The organism is Streptomyces sp. NBC_01077, assembly GCF_045162855.1.
Classification (GTDB): Bacteria; Actinomycetota; Actinomycetes; order Streptomycetales; family Streptomycetaceae; genus Streptomyces.
Genome location: NZ_CP108669.1, coordinates 2,887,355 through 2,908,936, shown reverse-complemented (window position 1 = coordinate 2,908,936; position 21,582 = coordinate 2,887,355). Strand labels below are relative to the sequence as shown.

Here is a 21,582-nt window from a genome sequence, read left to right as displayed (position 1 = left end):
CGATGGAGGTCCCCCCCGGACGGAGTCTGGGGGAGGGTGGGCACAACGGACGGCGCCCCTTGCCGGGCCCGGGCTTCCGGTGTCTGAGCCCGCACCACGGGTGCGGCGCCCGTGTCGGCGCTGCTCCGCACCGGTTGCGGGGTATGCGCCAGGTGGACCACTCCGAGCGCCCCCCCGCGCCCCCGCTCCCGAGACTGGTGGGCATGATCGTGAGCCGCCGCCCCCGCCTCCGCGTCTGGGCCCTGCTCGGCGCCCTCGTCGCGGCGTCCGGCACCGCCTGGCCCGCCGAGGCACACCGGGCGCCCGCACTCTGCACCTCGACCCGCGAACCCACCCTCGCCGCCCGGCTGTCGCAGGACATCGAAGCCGCGCTCAAGGGCCGCGACGGCCGGGTCTCCGTCGCCGTCCACGCCCCCGGACGCGGACTGAGCTGCCGGCTCGGCGACACCCTGGCGTACGACTCGGCCAGCATCGCGAAGATCCTCATTCTGCAAGCCGTCCTCGGACGCGCCGAGGAGCTCGGCCGGGCGCCCACCGCGCGGGAGTCCCGGCGGATGAAGGCGATGATCACCCGCTCCGACAACCGCGCCGCCACCGAACTGTGGCAGGGGCTCTCCCGCGCCCGGCTGAACAGGGTGCTGCGCGAGGCCGGCGCCCAGGGCACCGTCCTCGGCCGCGGCCACTACTGGGGCCTCACCCGCACCACCGCCCGGGACCAACTGGCCCTGCTCGCCGCCGTCTCACGCCGCACCGAGGCGATGAACCTCATGGGGCAGATCGTCCGCGACCAGGCCTGGGGCGTCACCGCGGGCGCGCCCCGTACCGTCAAGGTCCACCTCAAGAACGGCTGGCTGCCCCGCACCACCCACGCCTGGCGCGTCCACAGCATCGGCATCGCACGACCGGCCGCCCCCGCCACGGGCACCGAGGCGGTCGAATACCGCATCGCCCTCCTCAGCCACGACAACCCCACCAAGCGGTACGGCGTCCGCACCCTGGAAGGCGTCTCCCTCGCCGTGCACCGCAGACTCTCCGGCGGTGCCGCGGCCCGTGGCTTCACCCCGCCGGAGCGGCTCAGCGAGATCCCTGACGGGAGCGCTCCGCGCGAGGCGCCGGGCGGTCCGCTCCTTCCGGCGCCGGGGGAGAGGGGGCCGGGGTCTCCGGCGTCGGCGTGGGCGACCCTCCCAGGAGCCGTGCCCCCGTCCCGTACAGCACGAGCCCGACGGCGAGCCCCGCACCGGCCCCGAAACAGGCCGTCGGAATGACGTCCAGAGGTGTCTCGATCCGGCCCCAGCCCCAGTACGCGGCCCAGCGCAGCACCCGGTGCGCGATCCCGGCGAGCACGCAGCCGCCGATGAGCCCGGCCGCGAGCAGCCGTCCGCGCCGGCCCGGGACCCGTACCCGGGCCGGCAACTCCTCTACCGGTGCGGCGGAGCGCAGCGCCCGCGCCGTGAACCGGCCGAGGAGTCCCAGGGCCAGCGCCGAACCCCCGTACTGCGCATAGAGATAGACGGGGAACCCGGCCACGATGTCCCCGAGGAACGGGATCGCCCGCGTGCCCCAGCGGTCGAGGTGGGTGAAGGAGTCCCACACGACATGGGTCGTCGAGCCGGCGATCGCGGAGAGGCCGAACCACCCGGCGAGCACGGCCGGGTGCCGGTCGCGCCAGGTACTGCCCCGGACGAGCCCGTACACCCGCCCGCGCCACCGGGCGGGCAGCAGCGCCACGAGCGGCTCACGGACGGTCAGCCACAGCGCCACGAGCACGGCGGTGATCAGTACGTCGGCGGTGACGATCCCGACGGGGGAGTGGGTGACGTCCCCGAGGACCATCGCCCCGGGGAAGGCCGTCGCGGCGAAATAGGTCATGTCGGGCGCGAAGGAGCCCGCGACGAGAGCGGACGCGACCAGCGGTCCGCGCGCGGTCCCGTTCCGGCGCAGTGCGGGCAGCACGGCGGCGGCATGGCTCAGCGTGAACGGCAACGGGTGTTCCCCCAGGTTCCGGTGGTGACGGCCGGAGTACATCATCGGCCGCAGTGCAAGAGGCTCCCGGCCCTCCGCCCGGTTCCCGTCACAGGAGCGCCCGGCCCTCTGTCTCTGCCCGATCGTTGCCCGGAGGTGCCTGGTTCTCCGCTCGGGCTCCCGCCCGGCCCTCCGCCCGGTCGCGCTCCGCCCCTGGTGGGGGCGGTGGGCAGGCGGCCGAGAGGTGACGAAACCGTGAAACACGGTCAGGCGCCGGTGCCCGGTGGACCGGAGTTGGCATAGGGTCGCCGGAGGTTTCGCGCGGGGAGCGGGGGGCCTCAGTCGAGGGGGAAGGGACCACAGACATGTCAGCGCACTTGGGCCGCAGGCTGCGCAAGGGGGCCACCAGCGGTGTGGTCGTGGCGGCCGCGGTCGCCGCGCTCGCCGCCTCGCAGGCGCCGGAGACGACCCCGCCGCCCACCGACAACGCCGGCGGTGACCGGGCCGTCGGTGCCGGGGACACCGCGCCGCCGCCGGACGACGGGTCCGCCACCGGTGACTCGCCGTACTACACGGACCTGCCGCCGCTGAACACGCCGAACAAGCCCGGGGCGCCCACCAACCTTCCGGTGATCACCGGCCCCGCCGAGGCCGGTATACCCGCGTCCGTGCTCGCCGCCTACAAGCGGGCCGAACAGTCGATCCGTTCGACCACCCCCGGCTGCAACCTGCCCTGGCAGCTGCTCGCCGGCATAGGCAAGGTCGAGTCCGGACAGGCACGCGGCGGCAAGGTCGACGCCAACGGCACGACCCTCTCGCCGATCCTCGGCCCCGTCCTCGACGGCATCGGATTCGCCGACATCTCCGACACGGACGGCGGCGCCTACGACGGCGACCGTACCCACGACCGCGCCGTCGGCCCGATGCAGTTCATCCCGTCCACCTGGGCCACCTGGGGCCAGGACGCGAACAGCGACGGGAAGAAGGACCCGAACAACATCTACGACGCCGCGCAGGCCGCGGGTCTCTACCTCTGCGCCAACGACCGCAACCTCGCGCTCAAGGCCGACCTCGACCGGGCCATCCTCAGCTACAACCGCTCGACGGAGTACCTGAACACGGTCACGTCCTGGTTCGAGTACTACCAGCGCGGCACGCACCAGGTCCCGGACGGCACGGGACTGCTGCCGGTCGACCGCAGCGACAACCGGGGGCAGGGCAACCGCCCCCTCCCGACCCCGCCGCCGTCCCCCGCTCCGAAGCCGTCGGGAACGGGCACCCCGAAGCCCAAGCCGACGCAGCCGGGCGGGCCTTCGGAAGTCACCCCGCCGCCGACCACGCCGGTCAAGCCCCCGGTCACTCCGCCGACGAAGCCCCCGGTCGTCCCGCCGGCCGTCAAGGTCGCACGGCTCTCGGTCGTCTCCTCGGGCCCCCTGACCGCGACCACCGAGAGCACCTTCGAGAAGGCTCCGACGGTCGCGGCGCTCGACGCCGCGGGCGCGCCGATCATCAGGGTGAGCATTCGCTTCGAGATCACCGGCACCACCGACACCCGCTTCGCCGGCGGTGCGACGACCGCCACCGTCACCACCGGATCGGCCGGAATCGCCGCCGCCCCCCGGCTGGTGGCGGGCGAGAAGACCGGTTCGTTCACGGTCAAGGCCACCGTCGTGGGCAACAGCGTGAAGGCGGCCGAGTTCACCGCGACCGTCACCGAACGGCAGGCCGACACCCTGGCCCGGGTCGCGGGCGACCCCCTGTCGGCCACCACCGGCACCTCCTTCACCCAGCCCGTCCAGGTGAAGGCCACCGACAAGGGCGCACTGGCCCCCGGTGTGCTCGTCACGGCCGTGATCGTCGCCTCCTCGGCGGAGACCGAGGAGAGCGCCGACGGTCCGTCCTTCAAGAACGGGGGCGTTCGCACGCTCGTTCTGAAGACCGACGCGAACGGCCTGATCTCCCTGCCGGAGATCCTCGCCGGCGACAAGGCGGGCGAGTACGTGCTCCGCCTGACCGCGCCCGGCGGCGGCACCACGGAGATCAAGCTGACGGTCACCGCGCCCGCCCCGACGCCGACTCCGACCCCGGAGCCGACGCCCTCCGGCACCGGCGCACCCGAGGCCTCCCCCTCGCCCTCGGCCTGACCCACTCGCGTTCCTCTCGGCCCTCAGCGCCGCTTCTCCGCCCCACCGGGCGGGGGAGCGGCGCTTCTCGTTCCCCGGGCAGAGCGGTGCAACGTGTTCTCATCTCGCGGTCGCGTTGCTACGGTGCCCCCGCCCTGACGACCTATCAGATCGCACCCCGGGAGGCCGACCATGCGCGCCCTCGTCGCCGCCGCCATCGGACTCGCCCCAGTCCTCCTCTTCGTCCTCCTCGTCTCCGTGGTCGATCTGCCGCCCGACGGGCCCACCTCGCCCAAGCCCCTCCTGACCGCCGATCCCGGCCCCAAGAAGTAAGGGGGCGACCGTGCGCCGCCGAGCCAGCCTCGTCCTCCTCGCCCTCGCCGTCTTCTGCGTCGCGATGGCCCCGACCCTGCGCTGGTACGCCTTCCCCCGCCTGGCGAAGATCCCGCCGAACCAGTACCAGGAGACCGTCCTGGAGGCGAAGCCGGCGACCCTGCTCAACTACTCCACGCTCAAGTCGGAGAAGGTCGACAAGATCACGATCATCCAGACCCTCAAGGGCAACGTGGAGGAGTCGCGGCGCATCGAACGCGACGCCGGGCGCGACGTCGTCGTCTGGGACGTCCTCGCCCACATCACGGGCCCCGACGGCAAGATGGTCTCCCAGGTCCCCGAGCGCTACATCTTCGACGCCCACACCCAGGACCCCGTCCACGCCACCGGCGAGTCCGTGGACGGCGACGCGGTCCGGCGCGAGGGCATCGAGTTCAAGTGGCCCTTCCTCACCGAGAAGCGGGACTACCAGTACTTCGACGCCCAGACCCGCACTTCCGCCCCCATCCACTACAAGGGCACCCGCACCTTCCGGGGCATGGAGGTCTACTACTTCGAGCAGACCATCCCCTGGACCGAGGTCCCCATGCCCAAGACCATGCCGGTCAAGGGCATCACCCCGAAGCTGCTCGCCGACTCCGGCCTCACCCGCTGGTACACCACCAAGCGGATGTTCTGGATCGAGCCGGTCACCGGCGCCCCCGTCAACGGCGAGGAGATCCACAAGGAGGAGCTCCGCAACGCCAAGGCGCTGATGGGCCGCGACACCCTCACCGTCTTCGAGGGGCACGTGAAGATGCGCGAGGACTACATCGAGAGCGTCGGCGAGATGGTCGCCTCCAACCGCCTCACGGTCCTCCTGCTCGTCTCCTACCTCCCGTGGAGCCTCACCTTCCTGGCGCTCCTCCTCCTCGCCCTCGCCCTCTGGCTGGAGGCCCGCTCCCGCCGCCCGGCACCGGAACCCGCCACCGCCCCGCTCACCCCTCCCGTCTGAGCCGCGCGCTCGTGAACCGGGTCGGCTCCGCCGTGGACGGATCCTCGGGCCACGGGTGCTTCGGGTACCGCCCCCTCAACTCCGCCCGCACCGAGCGGTAGCCGTCCCGCCAGAACGACGCCAGGTCGGCGGTCACCGCCGCCGGCCGCCCGGCGGGGGAGAGGAGATGGACGAGCACCGGGACACCCGCCACCCGAGGCGTCTCGGCCAGACCGAACATCTCCTGGAGCTTCACCGCCAGCACCGGCCGCCCGCCGCCGTACTCGACCCGGATCCGCGATCCGCTCGGCACCTCGATCCGCTCGGGCGCCAGCTCTCCCAGCCGGCCCGCCTCGCCCGACGCCCACGGCAACAGCCGCCGCAGGGCGTCGCCGGCGTCGATCCGCCCCAGATCGGCGCGGCGCCCGGCCCGGGACAGCTCCGGCTCCAGCCACTCCCCGGCCCGGTCGACCAGCGCCTCGTCCGCCACGTCCGGCCAGGGTTCCCCCACCTCCCGGTGCAGGAAGGCGAGCCGCTCGCGCAGCTCCCCGGCCTCCCGGCTCCACCGCAGCAGCCCGAGCCCCTCCCGCCGCAGGCCGTCGAGCAGTGCCTCCCGTACGAGCCGGGGCTCGGCCTTCGCCCCGAGCGGCCGGACCGTGAGCTCGACCGCGCCGAGCCGGTCCACCGAGCGCGCGACCACGTCCCCGTCCTCCCAGTGGACCTCCTCGCCGGTGGTCCGCAGATGTCCGGCCGCCCGCCGAGCCATGTCCTCGTCCAGCACGGCGGCCAGCCGCACCCGCGCCGTGGCGTCCCGCGCCGTACGGTCCGCCACCGCCACGGCCAGCCACGGCGTGGCCCGCAGCCCGGAACCCTCGCCGATCCGGGCCCCGCTCCCCGACACCATCAGATAGCCCCCCTGCTCCCGGGCCCTCGCCACCCGCTCGGGAAAGGCGAGCGCCGTCACCAGCCCGGCCACCGCGTCGTCACCGGTCGCGGGGGCCGCCCCGCCCACAGCGGAGCCGCCGCCCACAGCGGAGCCGCCGCCCACCGCGGAGCCCCCGCCTGCCGAGGCGCTCCCGTCCGTCGCGCCGCCGCCGCGCACCGCCTCCGCGGCCGACCGTTCCAGGCGCCGGGCCTCCGCCTTCCAGCGGGCCCCGTACCCGTCGGCGCCCCGGCGGGCGGCACGCCAGGCCGCCGCCAGATCGTCCCCGTAGTCGCGCGGCGGCTCCTCGCTGAGCAGCGCCACCACCTCCGCCGCCCGCCGCACCCCGACCTCCGACGCACCGTCCAGGAGAGCGCGGCCGAGCCGTGGATGGAGCCCGAGCCGGGACATCCGTACCCCTCGATCGGTGGCCCGGCCGGCCGCGTCCACGGCTCCGATCGAGCCGAGGACCGACCGGGCCGCCGTCATCGCCCCGGCGGGCGGCGCGTCGAGCAGCGCGAGCCCCTCCGCCGTCGGGTCGCCCCAGCAGGCGGTCCGCAGGGCGAAGTCCGCCAGGTCGGCGACCTTGATCTCCGGGGACGGGAAGCGCGGCCTGCCCCCGTCGCTCGCCTCCGCCCAGCAGCGGTAGACGGTCCCGAAGGCCTCACGGCCCGCCCGGCCCAGACGCTGGGTCGCCGTCGCCTCGGAGACCGTCACCGTCGCCAGCGAGCCCAGCCCCCGGGCGTGGTCCATGCGCGGCTCACGGGCGAGACCCGAGTCCACGACGATCCGAACCCCCGGCACCGTCAGGCTCGACTCCGCCACCGAGGTCGCGAGCACCACTCTGCGCCGCCCGCCCGGCTCCGTACCGCGCAGCACCGCGTCCTGTACCGCCGCGGGGGCCCGCCCGTGCAGCTGGAGCACCTCCGCCTCGGCATCGGCCAGCATCCCGGCCGTCCGCGCGATCTCCCCCGTACCCGGAAGGAAGCAGAGGACGTCCCCCTCGTGCCGCTCCATCGCGAGCCGGACCGTCGCGGCGACGTGCCGGAGCAGCGCCGGATCCACCCAGGTGCCGTGTGCCGGGCGGACGCCCGGGGGCGGTGCCGCGAAGAAGACCCGGCAGCCGTGGCCCTCCCCCTTGCTCCACACCACCGGCGCGGGCCCACCGCCGTCCAGGACCGTGAGGAGATCCGCCCAGGCCGCCGCGTCGCTCGTCGCCGACGCGGCGATCAGCTTCAGCTCCGGCCGCAGGGTGGCCCGTACGTCCACGAGGAAGGCCATCGCCGTGTCGGCGTCCAGGTGCCGCTCATGGCACTCGTCGAGCAGGACCACGTCCACGCCCGCCAGCTCGGGGTCGCGCTGCAGCCGCTGCAGCAGGATGCCCGTGGTCACCACCTCGACCCGGGTCGACGGACCGGTCCGCCGCTCGCCGCGCACCGAGAAGCCGACCGTGCCGCCGACCTCCTCGCCGAGCAGCCACGCCATCCGCCGGGCCGCCGCCCGCACCGCCATCCTGCGCGGCTCGGCCACCAGGACCCGCCGCCGCGGTCCTTCCCCTATGAGACCCGCGAGCGCGAGCGGCACCAGCGTCGTCTTGCCCGTGCCGGGAGGCGCGGACAACACGGCCGTACCGCGCCGGTCGAGCGCGGCAAGGAGCTCGGGGACGGCGTGGCGGACGGGGAGACGGTCGAGTGCGTCGTTTCGGATCACGCACTCAGTCTCGTACGCGACGAGAAAAGGTGGGCCCCGTTGTCCACAGGGCCCACCTATAAGTACGACAAGCGCAACGCTCCGGACCGCTACTCGGCGCGATCTACTCCGTGCGATCTACTCCGTACGCTCGCAGACGAAGATCGCCGTGCCCGGGATCAGGTTCCCCCGCAGCGGGGACCAGCCGCCCCACTCCTGACTGTTCCACTCCGGCCACTCCGGCTCGACCAGGTCCACCAGGCGGAACCCGCCGGCCACCACGTCCCGTACCCGGTCGCCGATCGTCCGGTGGTGCTCCACGTACACGGCCCGCCCCTGCTCGTCCTGCTCCACATAAGGGGTGCGGTCGAAATAGGAGGCCGCGATCGAGAGGCCCTCGGGGCCGGGCTCGTCCGGGAACGCCCAGCGGATGGGGTGAGTCACCGAGAACACCCACCGGCCACCGGGCCGCAGCACCCGCCGCACCTCCCGGAACACCTTCACCGGGTCGGCGACGAACGGCACCGCGCCGTACGCCGAGCACGCGAGGTCGAAGGAGCCGTCCTTGAAGGGCAGGTCACCCGCGTCGGCCTCCACCAGCGGCACGTCCCCGCCGATCCGCAGCGCGTGCTGGAGCTGGCGGTGCGAGAGGTCGAGGGCCACCGGCCGCGCCCCCTGCGCCGCCAGCCACCGCGAGCACTGCGCCGCGCCCGCCCCGATCTCCAGGACGTCGAGGCCCTTCAGCGAGGAGGCCGGCCCGAGGAGCCCGGCCTCGGCCTCGTCGAGCCCCTCCGGACCCCAGACGAACCGGTCGTCGCCAAGGAACGATCCGTGATCGCTCTGGTACTCGTCGGCGTTCCTGTCCCACCAGCCACGGCTCGCCCGACTGCTCTCCGCGTCCCCCGCGTCACGCCGGGTCGCCTCCGCCTCGTCCTCGGCCGAGTCGGAGGGGACTTCGTGTTCGTACTCTTGGTTCATCTCGCCCGCCGATGTAGTTTGCGCTCAGTACCGCTGTGCGCGGATCCCGCCGATGAGGCGTGGAAGGACACGAGTTGGTGCCGGAGTTGAGTAGATCTGCCCCGGGTGCGCGCTTCGCGCATTGACCCTGTCCGGCCGCCCCCGTATGCTAAAGGTTGCGCTGCGGGCCTGCGCGCCTCAGACGGAGCAGGCCGCGCTCGTACCTGTTGTATGTCCCCTCGGTTTTCGAGGCACTTTTCCGTTCGCGGGAAGGGGCCTCATTGGCTGTCCGGCTTCTTGGTGCGATACGGGCTCTCGGCGTAGCAGTACCTACGACTTTCTGTCCGTAACCGGAGCCCTTACCCACATGACGAGCAGCACCGAGACCACCGCCACCACCCCGCAGGTTGCGGTCAACGACATCGGTGACGAGGAAGCATTCCTCGCCGCGATCGACGAGACGATCAAGTACTTCAACGACGGCGACATCGTCGACGGCGTCATCGTGAAGGTCGACCGGGACGAGGTCCTGCTCGACATCGGTTACAAGACCGAAGGCGTGATCCCGAGCCGTGAGCTCTCGATCAAGCACGATGTCGACCCGAACGAGGTCGTCAAGGTCGGCGACGAGATCGAGGCCCTGGTTCTCCAGAAGGAGGACAAGGAAGGCCGCCTGATCCTGTCCAAGAAGCGCGCTCAGTACGAGCGTGCCTGGGGCACGATCGAGAAGATCAAGGAAGAAGACGGCATCGTCACCGGTACCGTCATCGAGGTCGTCAAGGGTGGTCTCATCCTCGACATCGGCCTCCGTGGCTTCCTGCCGGCCTCCCTCGTCGAGATGCGTCGCGTCCGCGACCTCCAGCCCTACGTGGGCAAGGAGCTCGAGGCGAAGATCATCGAGCTGGACAAGAACCGCAACAACGTGGTCCTGTCCCGCCGCGCCTGGCTCGAGCAGACCCAGTCCGAGGTTCGCCAGACGTTCCTCACCACCCTGCAGAAGGGTCAGGTCCGCTCCGGCGTCGTTTCCTCGATCGTCAACTTCGGTGCCTTCGTGGACCTGGGTGGCGTCGACGGTCTCGTGCACGTCTCCGAGCTGTCCTGGAAGCACATCGACCACCCGTCCGAGGTTGTCGAGGTCGGCCAGGAGGTCACCGTCGAGGTTCTCGACGTCGACATGGACCGCGAGCGTGTCTCCCTGTCGCTGAAGGCGACGCAGGAGGACCCGTGGCAGCAGTTCGCCCGGACGCACCAGATCGGTCAGGTCGTCCCGGGTAAGGTCACCAAGCTGGTTCCGTTCGGTGCGTTCGTCCGCGTGGACGAGGGCATCGAGGGTCTGGTCCACATCTCCGAGCTGGCCGAGCGCCACGTGGAGATCCCGGAGCAGGTCGTCCAGGTCAACGACGAGATCTTCGTCAAGGTCATCGACATCGACCTCGAGCGTCGTCGCATCAGCCTCTCGCTGAAGCAGGCCAACGAGTCCTTCGGTGCCGACCCGGCCTCGGTCGAGTTCGACCCGACCCTGTACGGCATGGCCGCGTCCTACGACGACCAGGGCAACTACATCTACCCCGAGGGCTTCGACCCCGAGACCAACGACTGGCTCGAGGGCTTCGAGACCCAGCGCGAGGTCTGGGAGACCCAGTACGCCGAGGCGCAGGCTCGTTTCGAGCAGCACCAGGCTCAGGTCATCAAGTCCCGCGAGGCCGACGAGGCCGCTGCTGCCGAGGGCGCTGCCGCCCCGGCCGCCGGTGGCAACGCCGGTGCGGGCATCTCGGGTGGTTCGTACTCCTCGGAGTCGGACGACAACTCCGGCGCCCTGGCGTCGGACGAGGCGCTCGCCGCCCTGCGCGAGAAGCTGGCCGGCGGCCAGAGCTGAACAGGCTCTCCGCTGAGCGCTAGCCGCTAGCGAATCGAGGCCCGCTTCCCTTCGGGGGAGCGGGCCTCGGTCATTTTCCGGTCCCTTCGTGAACCGGATCGGGGCGGATCGGGCGGCTCAGGGCGGATCGGGGGCGTGACGGGGAAGGACCGCGGAAGAGCGTTCGCCGGAGATCGCGCGGCGCGGGAATGGCGGTGCCGCACGAGACGTTCCCAGAGAGAACACGAGGAGGAGCGGTAATCGTGCTTGATCCCCAGGATTTGTACGAATGGGACGCGAAGGGCCTGGCCGTCGTCGACGTCGCCCTGGCGCAGGAGTCGGCCGGGCTGGTCATGCTGTACCACTTCGACGGCTACATCGACGCGGGCGAGACCGGTGAGCAGATCATCGACGGCCTGCTCGGCACCCTGCCCCACCAGCTCGTGGCCCGCTTCGACCACGACAGGCTCGTGGACTACCGCGCCCGCCGCCCGCTGCTGACCTTCCGGCGAGACCGATGGACCGCGTACGAGACGCCGTCCATCGAGGTCCGCCTCGTCCAGGACGCCACCGGCGCCCCCTTCCTCGTCCTCTCCGGCCCCGAGCCCGACGTGGAGTGGGAGCGGTTCGCCGCCGCCGTCCGGCAGGTCATCGAGCGCCTCGGCGTACGCCTCTCCGTCAACTTCCACGGCATCCCCATGGGCGTGCCGCACACCCGGCCCGTCGGACTCACCCCGCACGGCAGCCGTACGGACCTCATGCCGGGCCACCGCAGCCCCTTCGACGAGGCGCAGGTTCCCGGCAGCGCCGAGGCGCTCCTCGAGTACCGGCTCACCGAGTCCGGCCACGACACCCTCGGCGTCGCCGCGCACGTCCCGCACTACGTCGCCCGCTCCCCGTACCCGGACGCGGCCCTGACCGCACTCGAGGCCGTCACCGCCGCCACCGGTCTCGTCCTCCCCGCCGTCGCGCACTCCCTGCGGACCGAGGCCCGTCGTACCCAGACCGAGATCGACCGCCAGATCGGCGAGGGCGACGAGGAGCTGGTCGCGCTGGTGCAGGGCCTTGAGCACCAGTACGACGCGGCGGCAGGCGCCGAGACCCGCGGCAGCCTGGTCGCCGAACCCGTCGACCTGCCGTCGGCGGACGAGCTGGGCCGCGAGTTCGAGCGCTTCCTCGCCGAGCGGGAGGGCGACGCCTGACCCGTCCGGGGCAGGCCCTAAGCTGCCGCTCATGCTGAAGGTGGGCCTGACCGGCGGGATCGGCGCCGGCAAGAGCGAAGTATCACGGCTGCTCGTCTCGTACGGGGCCGTGCTGATCGACGCGGACCGGATCGCCCGCGAGGTCGTCGAGCCCGGAACACCGGGGCTCGCGGCCGTCGTCGAGGCCTTCGGGGACGACATCCTCACCGAGGAGGGGGCGCTCGACCGTCCGAAGCTCGGCTCCATCGTGTTCGCCGACGCCGACCGCCTCGCCACCCTCAACGCCATCGTCCACCCGCTGGTCGGGGCTCGGTCGGCGGAGCTGGAGAGCCGGGCGGGTACGGGAGACGTCGTCGTCCACGACGTACCCCTGCTCACCGAGAACGGGCTCGCACCGCTGTACGACCTGGTCGTGGTCGTGGACGCGTCCCCGGAGACCCAGCTCGACCGGCTCGTGCGGCTCCGCGGCATGGTCGAGTCCGAGGCGCGGGCCCGGATGGCGGCCCAGGCCACGCGCGCGCAGCGACTGGCCGTCGCGGATCTCGTGATCGACAACGACGGACCGCTCGAAGCGCTCGCGCCACAGGTGCGGAAGGTCTGGGACGAGCTGGAGCGCCGGGCGGCGGACGCGACTTAGCGCCCTGTTCGTGTGTGCGGCGGTGGAATGAGGGTGCCGGGTCCGGTGTTCAACCACTGGATCGAGGGGAAGGATGCCATGGTGGCCGACAGAAACCCGGAAACGCACGTCATCGACTTCCGCGCCGCCGAGCATCTGCTGGCCGCGCGCGACCCTCGTGGTGCCGTGAAGCTGCTGGACTCCGTGATCGCCGCCCATCCCGAGAACACGGCGGCGCGCCTGCTGCGGGCCCGTGCGTTCTTCGCCGCGGCGCAGCTGCGCCCCGCGCAGCTGGAGTTCGAGCTGGTCCTGGAGCGCGAGCCGGACAACGCGTTCGCGCACTTCGCCCTCGCTCGCACGTTCGAGCGCTCCGGTCTCACCGCCCAGGCCACCCGGCACTTCCGCCTCGCGGCCGCGCTCGACCCGAAGCCGGAGTACCTCAAGGCCGCGGGCTTCGACACGGAGCAGTAGTCACGGAGCAGTGGCCACGGTCAAGGAGCGGGGGGCTCAGCGTCCCGTGCCGCCGTGATCGGGTTCGTACGGGGGGATGTTCCGGCCCGGCTGCCAGTGCGGGCCCTGGTGGATGTGGTGCACCACCATCACCAGGTCGACCAGGACGACGAGGAACAGTACGCCGCAGGCCGCGGCCCAGCCGGGGCGTCCCACCAGCGCGAACACGGTCGTGCCGAACACGGCCCAGAGCAGGCCCCACACACTCAGCCAGAACCGCATGCGCAGCGGACTGCGCGCGGTCACCGGCTCGCTGCCTGTACGCATGACGCTCGCGTCTCCCGTCCGGCCCCCTTCGGTCACTTCCAGGATGGACCCGGGGCGGGGAGAACGGGAACGGCCCGGGGGCCGGGCTAGTGGACGACGCTGTAGCTGCGCCAGGGCAGGGTGCCCGGGGCGATCTCGTCGCCCAGGGTGGTGGCCAGGTAGATGGAGTCCTCGCCCTTACAGTCCCGCGTCCGGTACAGCACGATGTCGACCAGGGTGTTGTTCTCGACCTTGGTCGCGCCGGAGGGCGCGAGGCGGTGGCAGCCGTTCACCGAGGGGCTGGTCACGGTCACCACGAGCTCGCGTTCCGTCTCGTAGGTGAGCGTGCCGACCATGGTGCGGCCCAGACCTGAACAGCCGGCGACGGCGAAGGTGAGCAGCACGGCCCCGGTGGCGGTCGTGAGACGCCGGCGAACGGACATGGCGGTTCCTCTTCTGTCATGGGTCTGACACGGGTCTGACGTGGACCACGCTCCCGCCCCCGGGGCCCCGTGTCATCCGCTGCTGGGCCGCCCGGGCGAACCCGCCTGGCGGCCGTTGTCAGACCCCCGCCGTAAGGTCGGAGATCCAGTCGACACACGTCACCCGGTGGGAAGGAGCGCGGAGCCGTGGCACACACGTGGATGACCAGCGCCGCCGTCTTCCTGCCGACCGCCCTGCCCCGTGAGGGCCGCGTCGCCTTCTGGGCCCCCGACGGCGGCGCCCTGCCGGACCCGGCGGACAGCGGCGCGGAGCGCGTCGAGCTGACCGTCGCCCGGCGGCACGGCAGCGGCGCCCGAGGCCGAGCCGTCCCCGCCCTGACCCTCCCGGTCGACGCCGCCCTGCCCCGCCTCGTCGCGGCCCGGCACCACCCGGCCGCCCACCCCGCCACCGCAGGCTGGGGGGCCGCCGCCCTGCACGCCCTGCACCTGGTGGCCCGCGGCCGCATGCTGCCGGGTCTCACCGCCGACGACCTGGACGCCTGGCGGGCCGGTCCCCTGGACGCCGACGACATCGCCCATCTGCGGGCCGTCGCCGCGGCCCTGCCGTACGAGGCGCACGCCGTGCCCGTGCCGGGGAGCGGGCCGCTGCGACTGCCCGATCCGGAGGCCCTCGTGCGCGCCTTCCTCGACGCGGTCGCCGACATCCTGCCCCGGACGCCGGCCGCCGCCCACGCGGTGGGGGCGCCGTTCGCGGCCCGAGCGCCCCAGCATCTGCCCCGCGCCCGTGCCTGGGCCGCCGAGGCGGCGGCCGGGATGGACGCGGGCGTCCGCGTCTCGCTCCGTCTGGACTTCTCGCCGTACGAACTGTTCGACACGGCCGACGGCGCGGGCACCGCCGAGGCCGCCGGCACTCCCGGCCGTGAGCGTCACGCGGCCGCCGCGCTCCTGCAGGTCCACAGCCTGGCCGACCCCACCCTCGTCATCGACGCCACGGCCCTGTGGGCGGGCGACGGCGAGTACTTCGGGCCCCGTGCCCGGATCGACGCGGTCCTCGCCCTGCGCCGGGCCGCCCGCGTCTGGTCCCCGCTCGCCCGGCTCCTGGAGCGGGACGTGCCCGACGTCCTGGCCGTCACCGAGGACGAGCTGTACGAACTGCTCGGCCCCGCCGCCGCCCGGCTCGCCGACGCCGGGGTCGCCGTCCACTGGCCGCGTGAGCTGGCCCGCTCGCTCAGCGCCTCCGCCGTCGTCAGCGCCGCCCACGCCGCGCCGGGCTCGGCGACCGACGGCACCGCGTTCTTCGACAGCGAGGAGCTCCTGCGGTTCAACTGGCAGCTGGCCCTCGACGGCGATCCGCTCACCGACCGGGAGATGGACCACCTCGCCGAGGCCCACCGGCCGATCGTGCGCCTCCGCGACCAGTGGGTCGTCGTCGACCCCGACCTCGTCCGCAAAGCGCGCAAGCGGGAACTCGGCCTGCTCGAACCGGTCGACGCCCTCGCCGTCGCCCTCACCGGCACCGCCGAGGTGGACGGCGAGACCGTGCCCGCCGTCCCCGTCGGGGCGCTCGCCGCACTCAGGGACCGGCTCCTGGCCGGACCCGAGGACGTGCAGGCGCCGCCCGGCCTCACGGCCACCCTCCGCGACTACCAGTTGCGCGGCCTCGCCTGGCTGGACCTGATGACCTCGCTCGGCCTCGGCGGCTGCCTCGCCGACGACATGGGCCTCGGCAAGACCGTCACCCTCATCGCCCTCCATCTGCGCCGCGCCCGGCGTGCCCCCACCCTGGTCGTCTGCCCGGCGTCACTGCTCGGCAACTGGCAGCGGGAGGTGGGGAAGTTCGCCCCCGACGTGCCCGTCCGGCGGTTCCACGGTGCCGACCGCGACCTCGACGGCGCCGAGGGCGGCTTCGTCCTCACCACCTACGGCACGCTGCGTACGAGCGCCGCCGAACTGGCCGGGCGGGAGTGGGGGATGGTCGTCGCCGACGAGGCCCAGCACGTCAAGAACCCGTTCTCCGCGACCGCGAAGGCGCTGCGCGAGATTCCCGCGCCCGCCCGGGTCGCCCTCACCGGCACCCCCGTGGAGAACAACCTCTCCGAACTCTGGGCGCTCCTCGACTGGACCACGCCCGGTCTCCTCGGCCCGCTCAAGGCCTTCCGTTCCCGGCACGCCCGCGCCGTCGAGAACCATGAGGAGATCGAGCACGAGGAGGCCGTCGAGCGGCTCGCCCGGCTCGTGCGCCCCTTCCTGCTGCGCCGCCGCAAGTCCGATCCCGGCATCGTCCCCGAGCTGCCGCCCAAGACGGAGTCCGACCACCCCGTCTCCCTCACCCGGGAACAGGCCTCGCTCTACGAGGCGGTCGTCCGCGAGACCATGGCCCGGATCGAGGAGTCGGAGGGCATCGCCCGCCGGGGCCTCGTCATGAAGCTGCTGACCTCCCTCAAGCAGATCTGCAACCACCCCGCGCAGTATCTGAAGGAGGAGGCACCGCGCGGCAGCGGCACCGCGCGCCTCGCCGGCCGCTCGGGGAAGCTCGCCCTGCTCGACGAGCTCCTCGACACGATCCTCGCCGAGGACGGCTCTGTGCTCGTCTTCACCCAGTACGTGTCGATGGCTCGGCTCCTCGCCGACCATCTGGCCGCGCGCGGCATCCAGGCCCAACTCCTTCACGGCGGCACTCCGGTGGCCGAGCGGGAGCGGATGGTCGACCGCTTCCAGGCCGGCGAGATCCCCGTCTTCCTGCTCTCGCTCAAGGCCGCCGGTACGGGCCTCAACCTCACCCGGGCCGGCCATGTCGTCCACTACGACCGCTGGTGGAACCCGGCCGTCGAGGAGCAGGCCACCGACCGGGCCTACCGCATCGGGCAGACCCAGCCGGTGCAGGTCCACCGGCTCGTCGCCGAGGGCACCGTCGAGGACCGGATCGGGGAGATGCTCCGCGCCAAGCGGGCCCTGGCCGACGCCGTCCTCGGCTCCGGCGAGGCGGCCCTCACCGAACTGACCGACCGGGAGCTCGCCGACCTGGTGTCCCTGAGGAGGCCCTCGTGACCATCCCACGGGGCGCGCGCGGAGCGGCCCCCCGCCACGACGACCGCCGCCGCAGCTTCCCGCAGGTCGCGTCCCGCGAGGCGCCCGACGGGCGGTTCGCCGCCACCTGGTGGGGCAACGCCTGGGTGGAAGCCCTGGAGGACACCGCCCTCGACCCGGCCCGCCTTGCCCGTGGCAGGGCGTACGCGGGGCGCGGCCATGTCGACGCGATCACCGTCACCCCCGGCCGGGTCGTCGCCTACGTCCACGGCAGCCGGCCCCGCCCGTACCGCACCGAGATCAGGATGCGGACCCTCGGCGACGACGGCTGGGAGCGGTTCCTCGACGAGGCCACCGCCCGCCCCGACCACATCGCCGCCCTGCTCGACAAGGACGTGCCGCACGCCCTCGAGGCGGTCACCGGACTGCTGCCCGCACCGGGCGACCTCGTCCCCGACTGCTCCTGCCCGGACGACGGTTACCCCTGCAAGCACGCCGCCGCCCTCTGCTACCAGGCCGCCCGGCTCCTCGACGAGGATCCGTTCGTCCTCTTCCTGATGCGCGGCCGCGGGGAGCAGGAGCTGCTCGCCGAACTCACCCGGCGCAACGCGGCCCTGTCCGCCGCCGAGACGACCGCGGCCGCACCCCCGATGCCGACCGTCCCCGCCCGGGCCGTGTTCGACGCGGCGGAGCGGGCCGGGCTGCCGTTGCCGCCTCCGCTGCCGCCGCCGGACCGCCCCGGCCGCCCCGCCGTCTTCCCGCCCGACCCCGACGCCCCCGACCCGCTCGCCCTCGACCTCCTCGCCTCCGAAGCCGCGGCCCGCGCCCACGTGTTCCTCACCACCGGGCACGATCCGGTCGCCGCGCTCACCCCGTGGCAGGACGCCGTCCGGCTGGCCGCCGCGCACCCCGGTTCAGGGCTCACCGCCTCGACCCGCGCCCTCTACCGGGACCTGGCGTACGCACTCGACCGCACCCCCACGGACCTCGCCCGGGCCGTCGCCGCCTGGCGGCAGGGCGGCGCCGCCGGTCTCGCCGTACTCGAGGAGCCGTGGGATCCGCCGGCGGGTCCGTTCGACCGGGCCCGACCCGCGCTGCTCGCCGCCGACTTCCCCGCCTTCCGCCCCTGGCGCAACCGGCTCTCCACCGAGTCCCTGCAGCTCCGCCTCGGCCGGGACGGCCTCTGGTACGGCTACGAGTCGGACGCCGGCCGGGAGGACTGGTGGCCCCGCGGGGCCCCCGACCACGACCCGGTGGGAGCCCTCACCGACCTTCTGGGGCGCTGACCCACACTCGAACGGGGCCCACTCGATGGAGTGAAACCCGTCAACGGCCGGATCCGGCACGTGCGTTTGTCGCGTTGATTCCGGTACGGGCACTTGCCCGCACACCTCCGGAAGGCAGGAAGCCATGAGGCAGATTCGCCGAAGTGGTCTGGCCACACTGTTGGTCACGGGTGGGGCGATCGCCCTCTCGGCCGGCGCCGCGCACGCCGACGCCGGCGCGCAGGGCGCCGCGGTCGGTTCGCCGGGCGTCGGCTCCGGCAACACGGTTCAGCTGCCGGTGCACGTGCCGGTCAACGTCTGCGGCAACACGGTCAACGTCGTCGGCCTGCTCAACCCGGCCTTCGGCAACGGCTGTGCCAACCGCTCCGCCGAGAAGGAGCCCGACGGCTACGGCTCGGAGGACGGCGGCGGCAGGTCCCACAAGGACGAGCCCGGCACCCCGCGCGGCGGCGAGCAGGCAGGCGGTCAGCACGGCGGCGGCTCCTCCGGCAGCGGTTCCTCCAACGGCGGCGGCTCCACGGCCGAGACCCATGTCGCGGGGTCTCCCGGCGTCCTCTCCGGGAACGGCCTCCAGCTGCCCGTCGACCTCCCCGTGAACGTCAGCGGGAACTCGGTCAACGTGGTCGGCCTGCTCAACCCGGTCTTCGGCAACACCTCGGTCAACGGCCCCTCGAAGCCCACGCCGCCGGTCGAGACGCCGACGCCGCGCCCGCAGACCCCCGTCCGGAACGTGCCGGTCCCGCAGACCGAGACCGAGACGGAGACGCCGGCGGCCCCCAAGCCGCAGGGTGAGACGAGCACGGTCGCGCTGGCCGCCACCGGTTCGGACGCCGTCGGCTACACGTCCGCCGCGAGCGCCGCGCTGCTGCTCGGCGGAGCCCTGCTGTACCGTCGCGCGCGCCGCGCCGGAGATCAGGCCTGACGGTCCCGTCCTCGTGGCCCGGTCGACGTGAGCTGACACCCGAGCCGTCAGCCGCGTCCCCGGCCGTGGGCGCTCTCGCCGCCACGACGCCAGGCCCGGAGCACCGCCTCGATGGCGGGAGCGACCCTCGTCCGGGCCTGGTGCCGAGGAACACCCCTCATCAGCAACGTGTCGTACGGCGTGTCGACATGGCGTACGGAGGCACGCACCGCGGCCGTGACGGCGCCGCGGTCGAGCGAGCGGCCCGCCGCCGTGCGCCCCACCCGTCCACTGCCCTTCGCCGAGGCGTGGACGGCGATCTCCGTGGCCCGGTCCGCCGGGCAGGAGGGGAAGAGCCGCAGGATCTCCGCCCGGAGTTCCTCGGTGATCTCCGCGTCGAGCGCCGCACGGCGTACCGCGTCCCTGGCCCGGCGCCTGGCCCGGGCCTCCGCGTCCGCCAGGCAGGCCAGCTCCGCCTCGGCCAGCGCGGCCTCCTCGACGAGCAGGCCCTGACGCTCGTACCGGGTACGGCGCCGGTTGTGGCGTACGACCACGGCCCAGAGCGCGCTGCCCTCGCGGGCCCGCCGGGTGAGCGCCGTGTCACCCCGCCGCAGGAAGACGAGATGCCCGAGGTCGGCGCAGTCGAGACAGACCGGGGCGTTGAACTCGACGATCATCCGCTCGAGCGGGCCCTGCCGGCACTCCGAGCAGCGGCGGCGCCTGAGGGGCTCGACGACCACGGGTGCGACGAGGTCCATGTCCGCGCCCCGCTCAGCGCACGCCGGGCGCGGCGGCGGCGATGAAGTCGGCGAGCGCCTCCTTCGCCTCCGCCGAGCGGCGGGCGCGCTCGGACTCTCCCTCCGCCTCGTGCATGCAGTGGGTCTGCTCGAAGGCGGCCTCGGCCAGCCGTCGGACCTGCGGGTCGTCGCACACCAGCTGCACGCGGAAGAGGGCCTGCCGGGCGGCGGTCCGCTGCCGGTAGGACGCGTGGCGGGACTCCTCCGCCTCCTCCGAGCCCGGCTCCTCGGCGGCCCGGAACCAGCGGTCGTTCTGACTGTGCCGGTAGTCGACGACCGCGCCCGCGTAGGCGCTGTAGGTCGAGATCCGCTCCTGGCGGAGCTGTTCGGTCCGGGTCAGCGAGGCGTTGCGCTCGGTGGCCCGCCCCTGGAACCAGTGCGTGGCGATGACGCCCAACAGGGTCCCCGCCACCGCTATCAGCGCCACATCCATGACGGGCCGCCCCCTCCTGTACCGCTGTCCTGTCCGTCGGCCCGAAGGATCTTCAGGCCCTCAGATCATGACAGTCGGGAGGGTGGCGCGTCACTGCCGGTAGCCGCTCAGGAAGCGGCCGATGCGGCTGATCGCGGCGTCGAGGTCGTCGGCGTACGGCAGGGTCAGGATGCGGAAGTGGTCCGGGCGGGGCCAGTTGAAGCCGGTTCCCTGGACGACCTGGATCTTCTCGCGCAGGAGCAGGTCGAGGACGAACTTCTCGTCGTCGTGGATCTTGTGCACGGCGGGGTCGAGGCGCGGGAAGGCGTACAGCGCCCCCTTCGGCTTCACACAGGAGACGCCCGGGATCTCGTTGAGCTTCTCCCAGGCCCGGTCGCGCTGTTCGCGCAGTCGGCCGCCGGGGGCGGTCAGCTCGTGGATCGACTGCCGGCCGCCGAGCGCGGCCTGGATGGCGTACTGGGCGGGGGCGTTGGGGCAGAGCCGCATGGAGGCCAGCATGGTGAGGCCCTCCAGATAGTTCCTGGCGTGCTGCTTCGGGCCGGTGACGACCAGCCAGCCGGAGCGGAAGCCCGCCACCCGGTACGTCTTGGAGAGCCCGCCGAAGGTGAGGACGATCAGGTCGGGGGCGAGCGAGGCGGCCGGGTGGTGGACGGCCTCGTCGTAGACGATCTGGTCGTAGATCTCGTCGGCGAAGACCAGCAGACCGTGGCGCCGGGCGACTTCGAAGATGCCCTCCAGGACCTCCTTCGGGTAGACGGCGCCCGTGGGGTTGTTCGGATTGATGACGACGATGGCCCTGGTGCGGTCGGTGATCTTCGAGGCCATGTCGTCGAGGTCCGGATACCAGTCGGCGGACTCGTCGCACAGGTAGTGCACGGGCTTGCCGCCCGCGAGCGTGATCACCGCCGTCCACAGCGGGTAGTCCGGGGCGGGTACGAGGACCTCGTCACCGTCCTCCAGGAGGGCCTGGACGGCCATCGAGATCAGCTCGGACACGCCGTTGCCGAGGAAGATGTCGTCGACGTCCACGTCCGGCAGGCCCATGGACTGACAGCGCTGGGCAACCGCGCGCCGGGCGGAGAGGATGCCGCGCGAGTCGGTGTATCCATGGGCCTTGGGGAGCATCCGGATCATGTCCTGGACGATCTCCTCGGGCGCCTCGAAGCCGAAGAGCGCCGGATTGCCGGTGTTGAGGCGCAGGACGCTGTGGCCCGCCTCCTCCAGCGCGTTGGCGTGTTCGATGACCGGGCCCCGGATCTCGTAACAGACCTCGCTCAGCTTGCTCGACTGCCGGAACTCCATGTCCG

The 21,582-nt window shown here is 73.0% G+C and carries 18 protein-coding genes and 1 pseudogene; 11 read left to right on the top strand and 8 right to left on the bottom strand.

Annotated elements, in window-relative coordinates; genetic code table 11:
• Positions 1 to 2 precede the first annotated feature (2 nt).
• Positions 3 to 857 (top strand): annotated as a pseudogene (locus OG462_RS12975) (serine hydrolase); the annotation flags it as partial.
• Positions 858 to 1,074: 217 nt separating this feature from the next.
• On the opposite strand, the gene OG462_RS12970 reads toward OG462_RS12975, so the two are convergent.
• The gene (locus tag OG462_RS12970) at positions 1,075 to 1,983 is read right to left on the bottom strand and encodes a DUF4184 family protein (protein ID WP_406057480.1); all 909 of its coding nucleotides are present in this window, start codon (positions 1,981 to 1,983) and stop codon (positions 1,075 to 1,077) included.
• A 344-nt stretch (positions 1,984 to 2,327) separates the two neighbouring features.
• On the opposite strand from OG462_RS12970, the gene OG462_RS12965 reads away from it, so the two are divergent.
• The 3 genes from OG462_RS12965 (at position 2,328) to OG462_RS12955 (ending at position 5,412) form a co-directional block, all read left to right on the top strand.
• Positions 2,328 to 4,106 carry a lytic transglycosylase domain-containing protein gene (locus tag OG462_RS12965; RefSeq protein WP_406057478.1) on the top strand — a complete coding sequence of 593 codons (1,779 nt, stop codon included), beginning with the start codon at positions 2,328 to 2,330 and terminating at the stop codon, positions 4,104 to 4,106.
• A 171-nt stretch (positions 4,107 to 4,277) separates the two neighbouring features.
• Positions 4,278 to 4,418, top strand: a complete 141-nt coding sequence (locus tag OG462_RS12960; protein WP_106975990.1) for an SPW_0924 family protein — start codon at positions 4,278 to 4,280, stop codon at positions 4,416 to 4,418.
• A 10-nt stretch (positions 4,419 to 4,428) separates the two neighbouring features.
• Positions 4,429 to 5,412, top strand: coding sequence for a DUF3068 domain-containing protein (locus OG462_RS12955; protein WP_406057476.1), 984 nt, complete (start codon positions 4,429 to 4,431; stop codon positions 5,410 to 5,412).
• Here OG462_RS12955 and hrpB read toward each other — a convergent pair.
• Positions 5,396 to 8,023 (bottom strand): ATP-dependent helicase HrpB, encoded by a 2,628-nt coding sequence (gene hrpB / locus OG462_RS12950; RefSeq protein ID WP_406057474.1) that lies wholly within the window; start codon positions 8,021 to 8,023, stop codon positions 5,396 to 5,398. The two genes, OG462_RS12955 and hrpB, sit on opposite strands and share 17 nt — an antisense overlap.
• Before the next feature lie 117 nt (positions 8,024 to 8,140).
• Complete coding sequence (locus tag OG462_RS12945; RefSeq protein WP_406057472.1) at positions 8,141 to 8,980, bottom strand: class I SAM-dependent methyltransferase; 840 nt, start codon at positions 8,978 to 8,980, stop codon at positions 8,141 to 8,143.
• A 346-nt stretch (positions 8,981 to 9,326) separates the two neighbouring features.
• Here OG462_RS12945 and rpsA point away from each other — a divergent pair, with 346 nt between their 5' ends.
• The 4 genes from rpsA to OG462_RS12925 all read left to right on the top strand — a co-directional run bounded on the left by rpsA (position 9,327) and on the right by OG462_RS12925 (position 13,103).
• A complete protein-coding gene (rpsA, locus tag OG462_RS12940; protein ID WP_406057470.1) occupies positions 9,327 to 10,835 on the top strand; it encodes a 30S ribosomal protein S1 in 1,509 nt (502 codons plus the stop codon).
• Positions 10,836 to 11,077: 242 nt separating this feature from the next.
• Positions 11,078 to 12,016 (top strand): PAC2 family protein, encoded by a 939-nt coding sequence (locus OG462_RS12935; RefSeq protein ID WP_406057469.1) that lies wholly within the window; start codon positions 11,078 to 11,080, stop codon positions 12,014 to 12,016.
• A 31-nt stretch (positions 12,017 to 12,047) separates the two neighbouring features.
• Positions 12,048 to 12,653 carry a dephospho-CoA kinase gene (gene coaE / locus OG462_RS12930; RefSeq protein WP_406057467.1) on the top strand — a complete coding sequence of 202 codons (606 nt, stop codon included), beginning with the start codon at positions 12,048 to 12,050 and terminating at the stop codon, positions 12,651 to 12,653.
• Positions 12,654 to 12,734: 81 nt separating this feature from the next.
• Positions 12,735 to 13,103 carry a tetratricopeptide repeat protein gene (locus OG462_RS12925; RefSeq protein ID WP_406066515.1) on the top strand — a complete coding sequence of 123 codons (369 nt, stop codon included), beginning with the start codon at positions 12,735 to 12,737 and terminating at the stop codon, positions 13,101 to 13,103.
• Between the two features lie 36 nt (positions 13,104 to 13,139).
• On the opposite strand, the gene OG462_RS12920 is transcribed toward OG462_RS12925, so the two are convergent.
• Together OG462_RS12920 and OG462_RS12915 are read right to left on the bottom strand one after the other, a co-directional pair.
• Positions 13,140 to 13,409 carry a DUF6343 family protein gene (locus OG462_RS12920; RefSeq protein ID WP_406057465.1) on the bottom strand — a complete coding sequence of 90 codons (270 nt, stop codon included), beginning with the start codon at positions 13,407 to 13,409 and terminating at the stop codon, positions 13,140 to 13,142.
• Positions 13,410 to 13,495: 86 nt separating this feature from the next.
• A complete protein-coding gene (locus tag OG462_RS12915; protein WP_406057464.1) occupies positions 13,496 to 13,831 on the bottom strand; it encodes a hypothetical protein in 336 nt (111 codons plus the stop codon).
• 201 nt (positions 13,832 to 14,032) lie between these two features.
• Between OG462_RS12915 and OG462_RS12910 the strand changes: the two genes are divergently transcribed.
• From OG462_RS12910 to OG462_RS12900, 3 genes are all read left to right on the top strand, one after another.
• Complete coding sequence (locus OG462_RS12910) at positions 14,033 to 16,879, top strand: SNF2-related protein (RefSeq protein WP_406066513.1); 2,847 nt, start codon at positions 14,033 to 14,035, stop codon at positions 16,877 to 16,879.
• Entirely contained in the window at positions 16,876 to 18,144 is a 1,269-nt protein-coding gene (locus OG462_RS12905; RefSeq protein ID WP_406057463.1) for an SWIM zinc finger family protein, read from the top strand. The genes OG462_RS12910 and OG462_RS12905 overlap by 4 nt, the downstream gene beginning before the upstream one ends.
• A 124-nt stretch (positions 18,145 to 18,268) precedes the next feature.
• Entirely contained in the window at positions 18,269 to 19,066 is a 798-nt protein-coding gene (locus tag OG462_RS12900) for a chaplin (protein ID WP_406057461.1), read from the top strand.
• Between the two features lie 47 nt (positions 19,067 to 19,113).
• On the opposite strand, the gene OG462_RS12895 is transcribed toward OG462_RS12900, so the two are convergent.
• The 3 genes from OG462_RS12895 to OG462_RS12885 all read right to left on the bottom strand — a co-directional run bounded on the left by OG462_RS12895 (position 19,114) and on the right by OG462_RS12885 (position 21,577).
• Positions 19,114 to 19,803 carry a DUF2293 domain-containing protein gene (locus tag OG462_RS12895; RefSeq protein WP_406057459.1) on the bottom strand — a complete coding sequence of 230 codons (690 nt, stop codon included), beginning with the start codon at positions 19,801 to 19,803 and terminating at the stop codon, positions 19,114 to 19,116.
• A gap of 13 nt (positions 19,804 to 19,816) precedes the next feature.
• Positions 19,817 to 20,275, bottom strand: coding sequence for a hypothetical protein (locus tag OG462_RS12890; RefSeq protein ID WP_406057458.1), 459 nt, complete (start codon positions 20,273 to 20,275; stop codon positions 19,817 to 19,819).
• 90 nt (positions 20,276 to 20,365) lie between these two features.
• The gene (locus OG462_RS12885) at positions 20,366 to 21,577 is read right to left on the bottom strand and encodes a pyridoxal phosphate-dependent aminotransferase (protein ID WP_406057456.1); all 1,212 of its coding nucleotides are present in this window, start codon (positions 21,575 to 21,577) and stop codon (positions 20,366 to 20,368) included.
• Between the last annotated feature and the right edge of the window lie 5 nt (positions 21,578 to 21,582).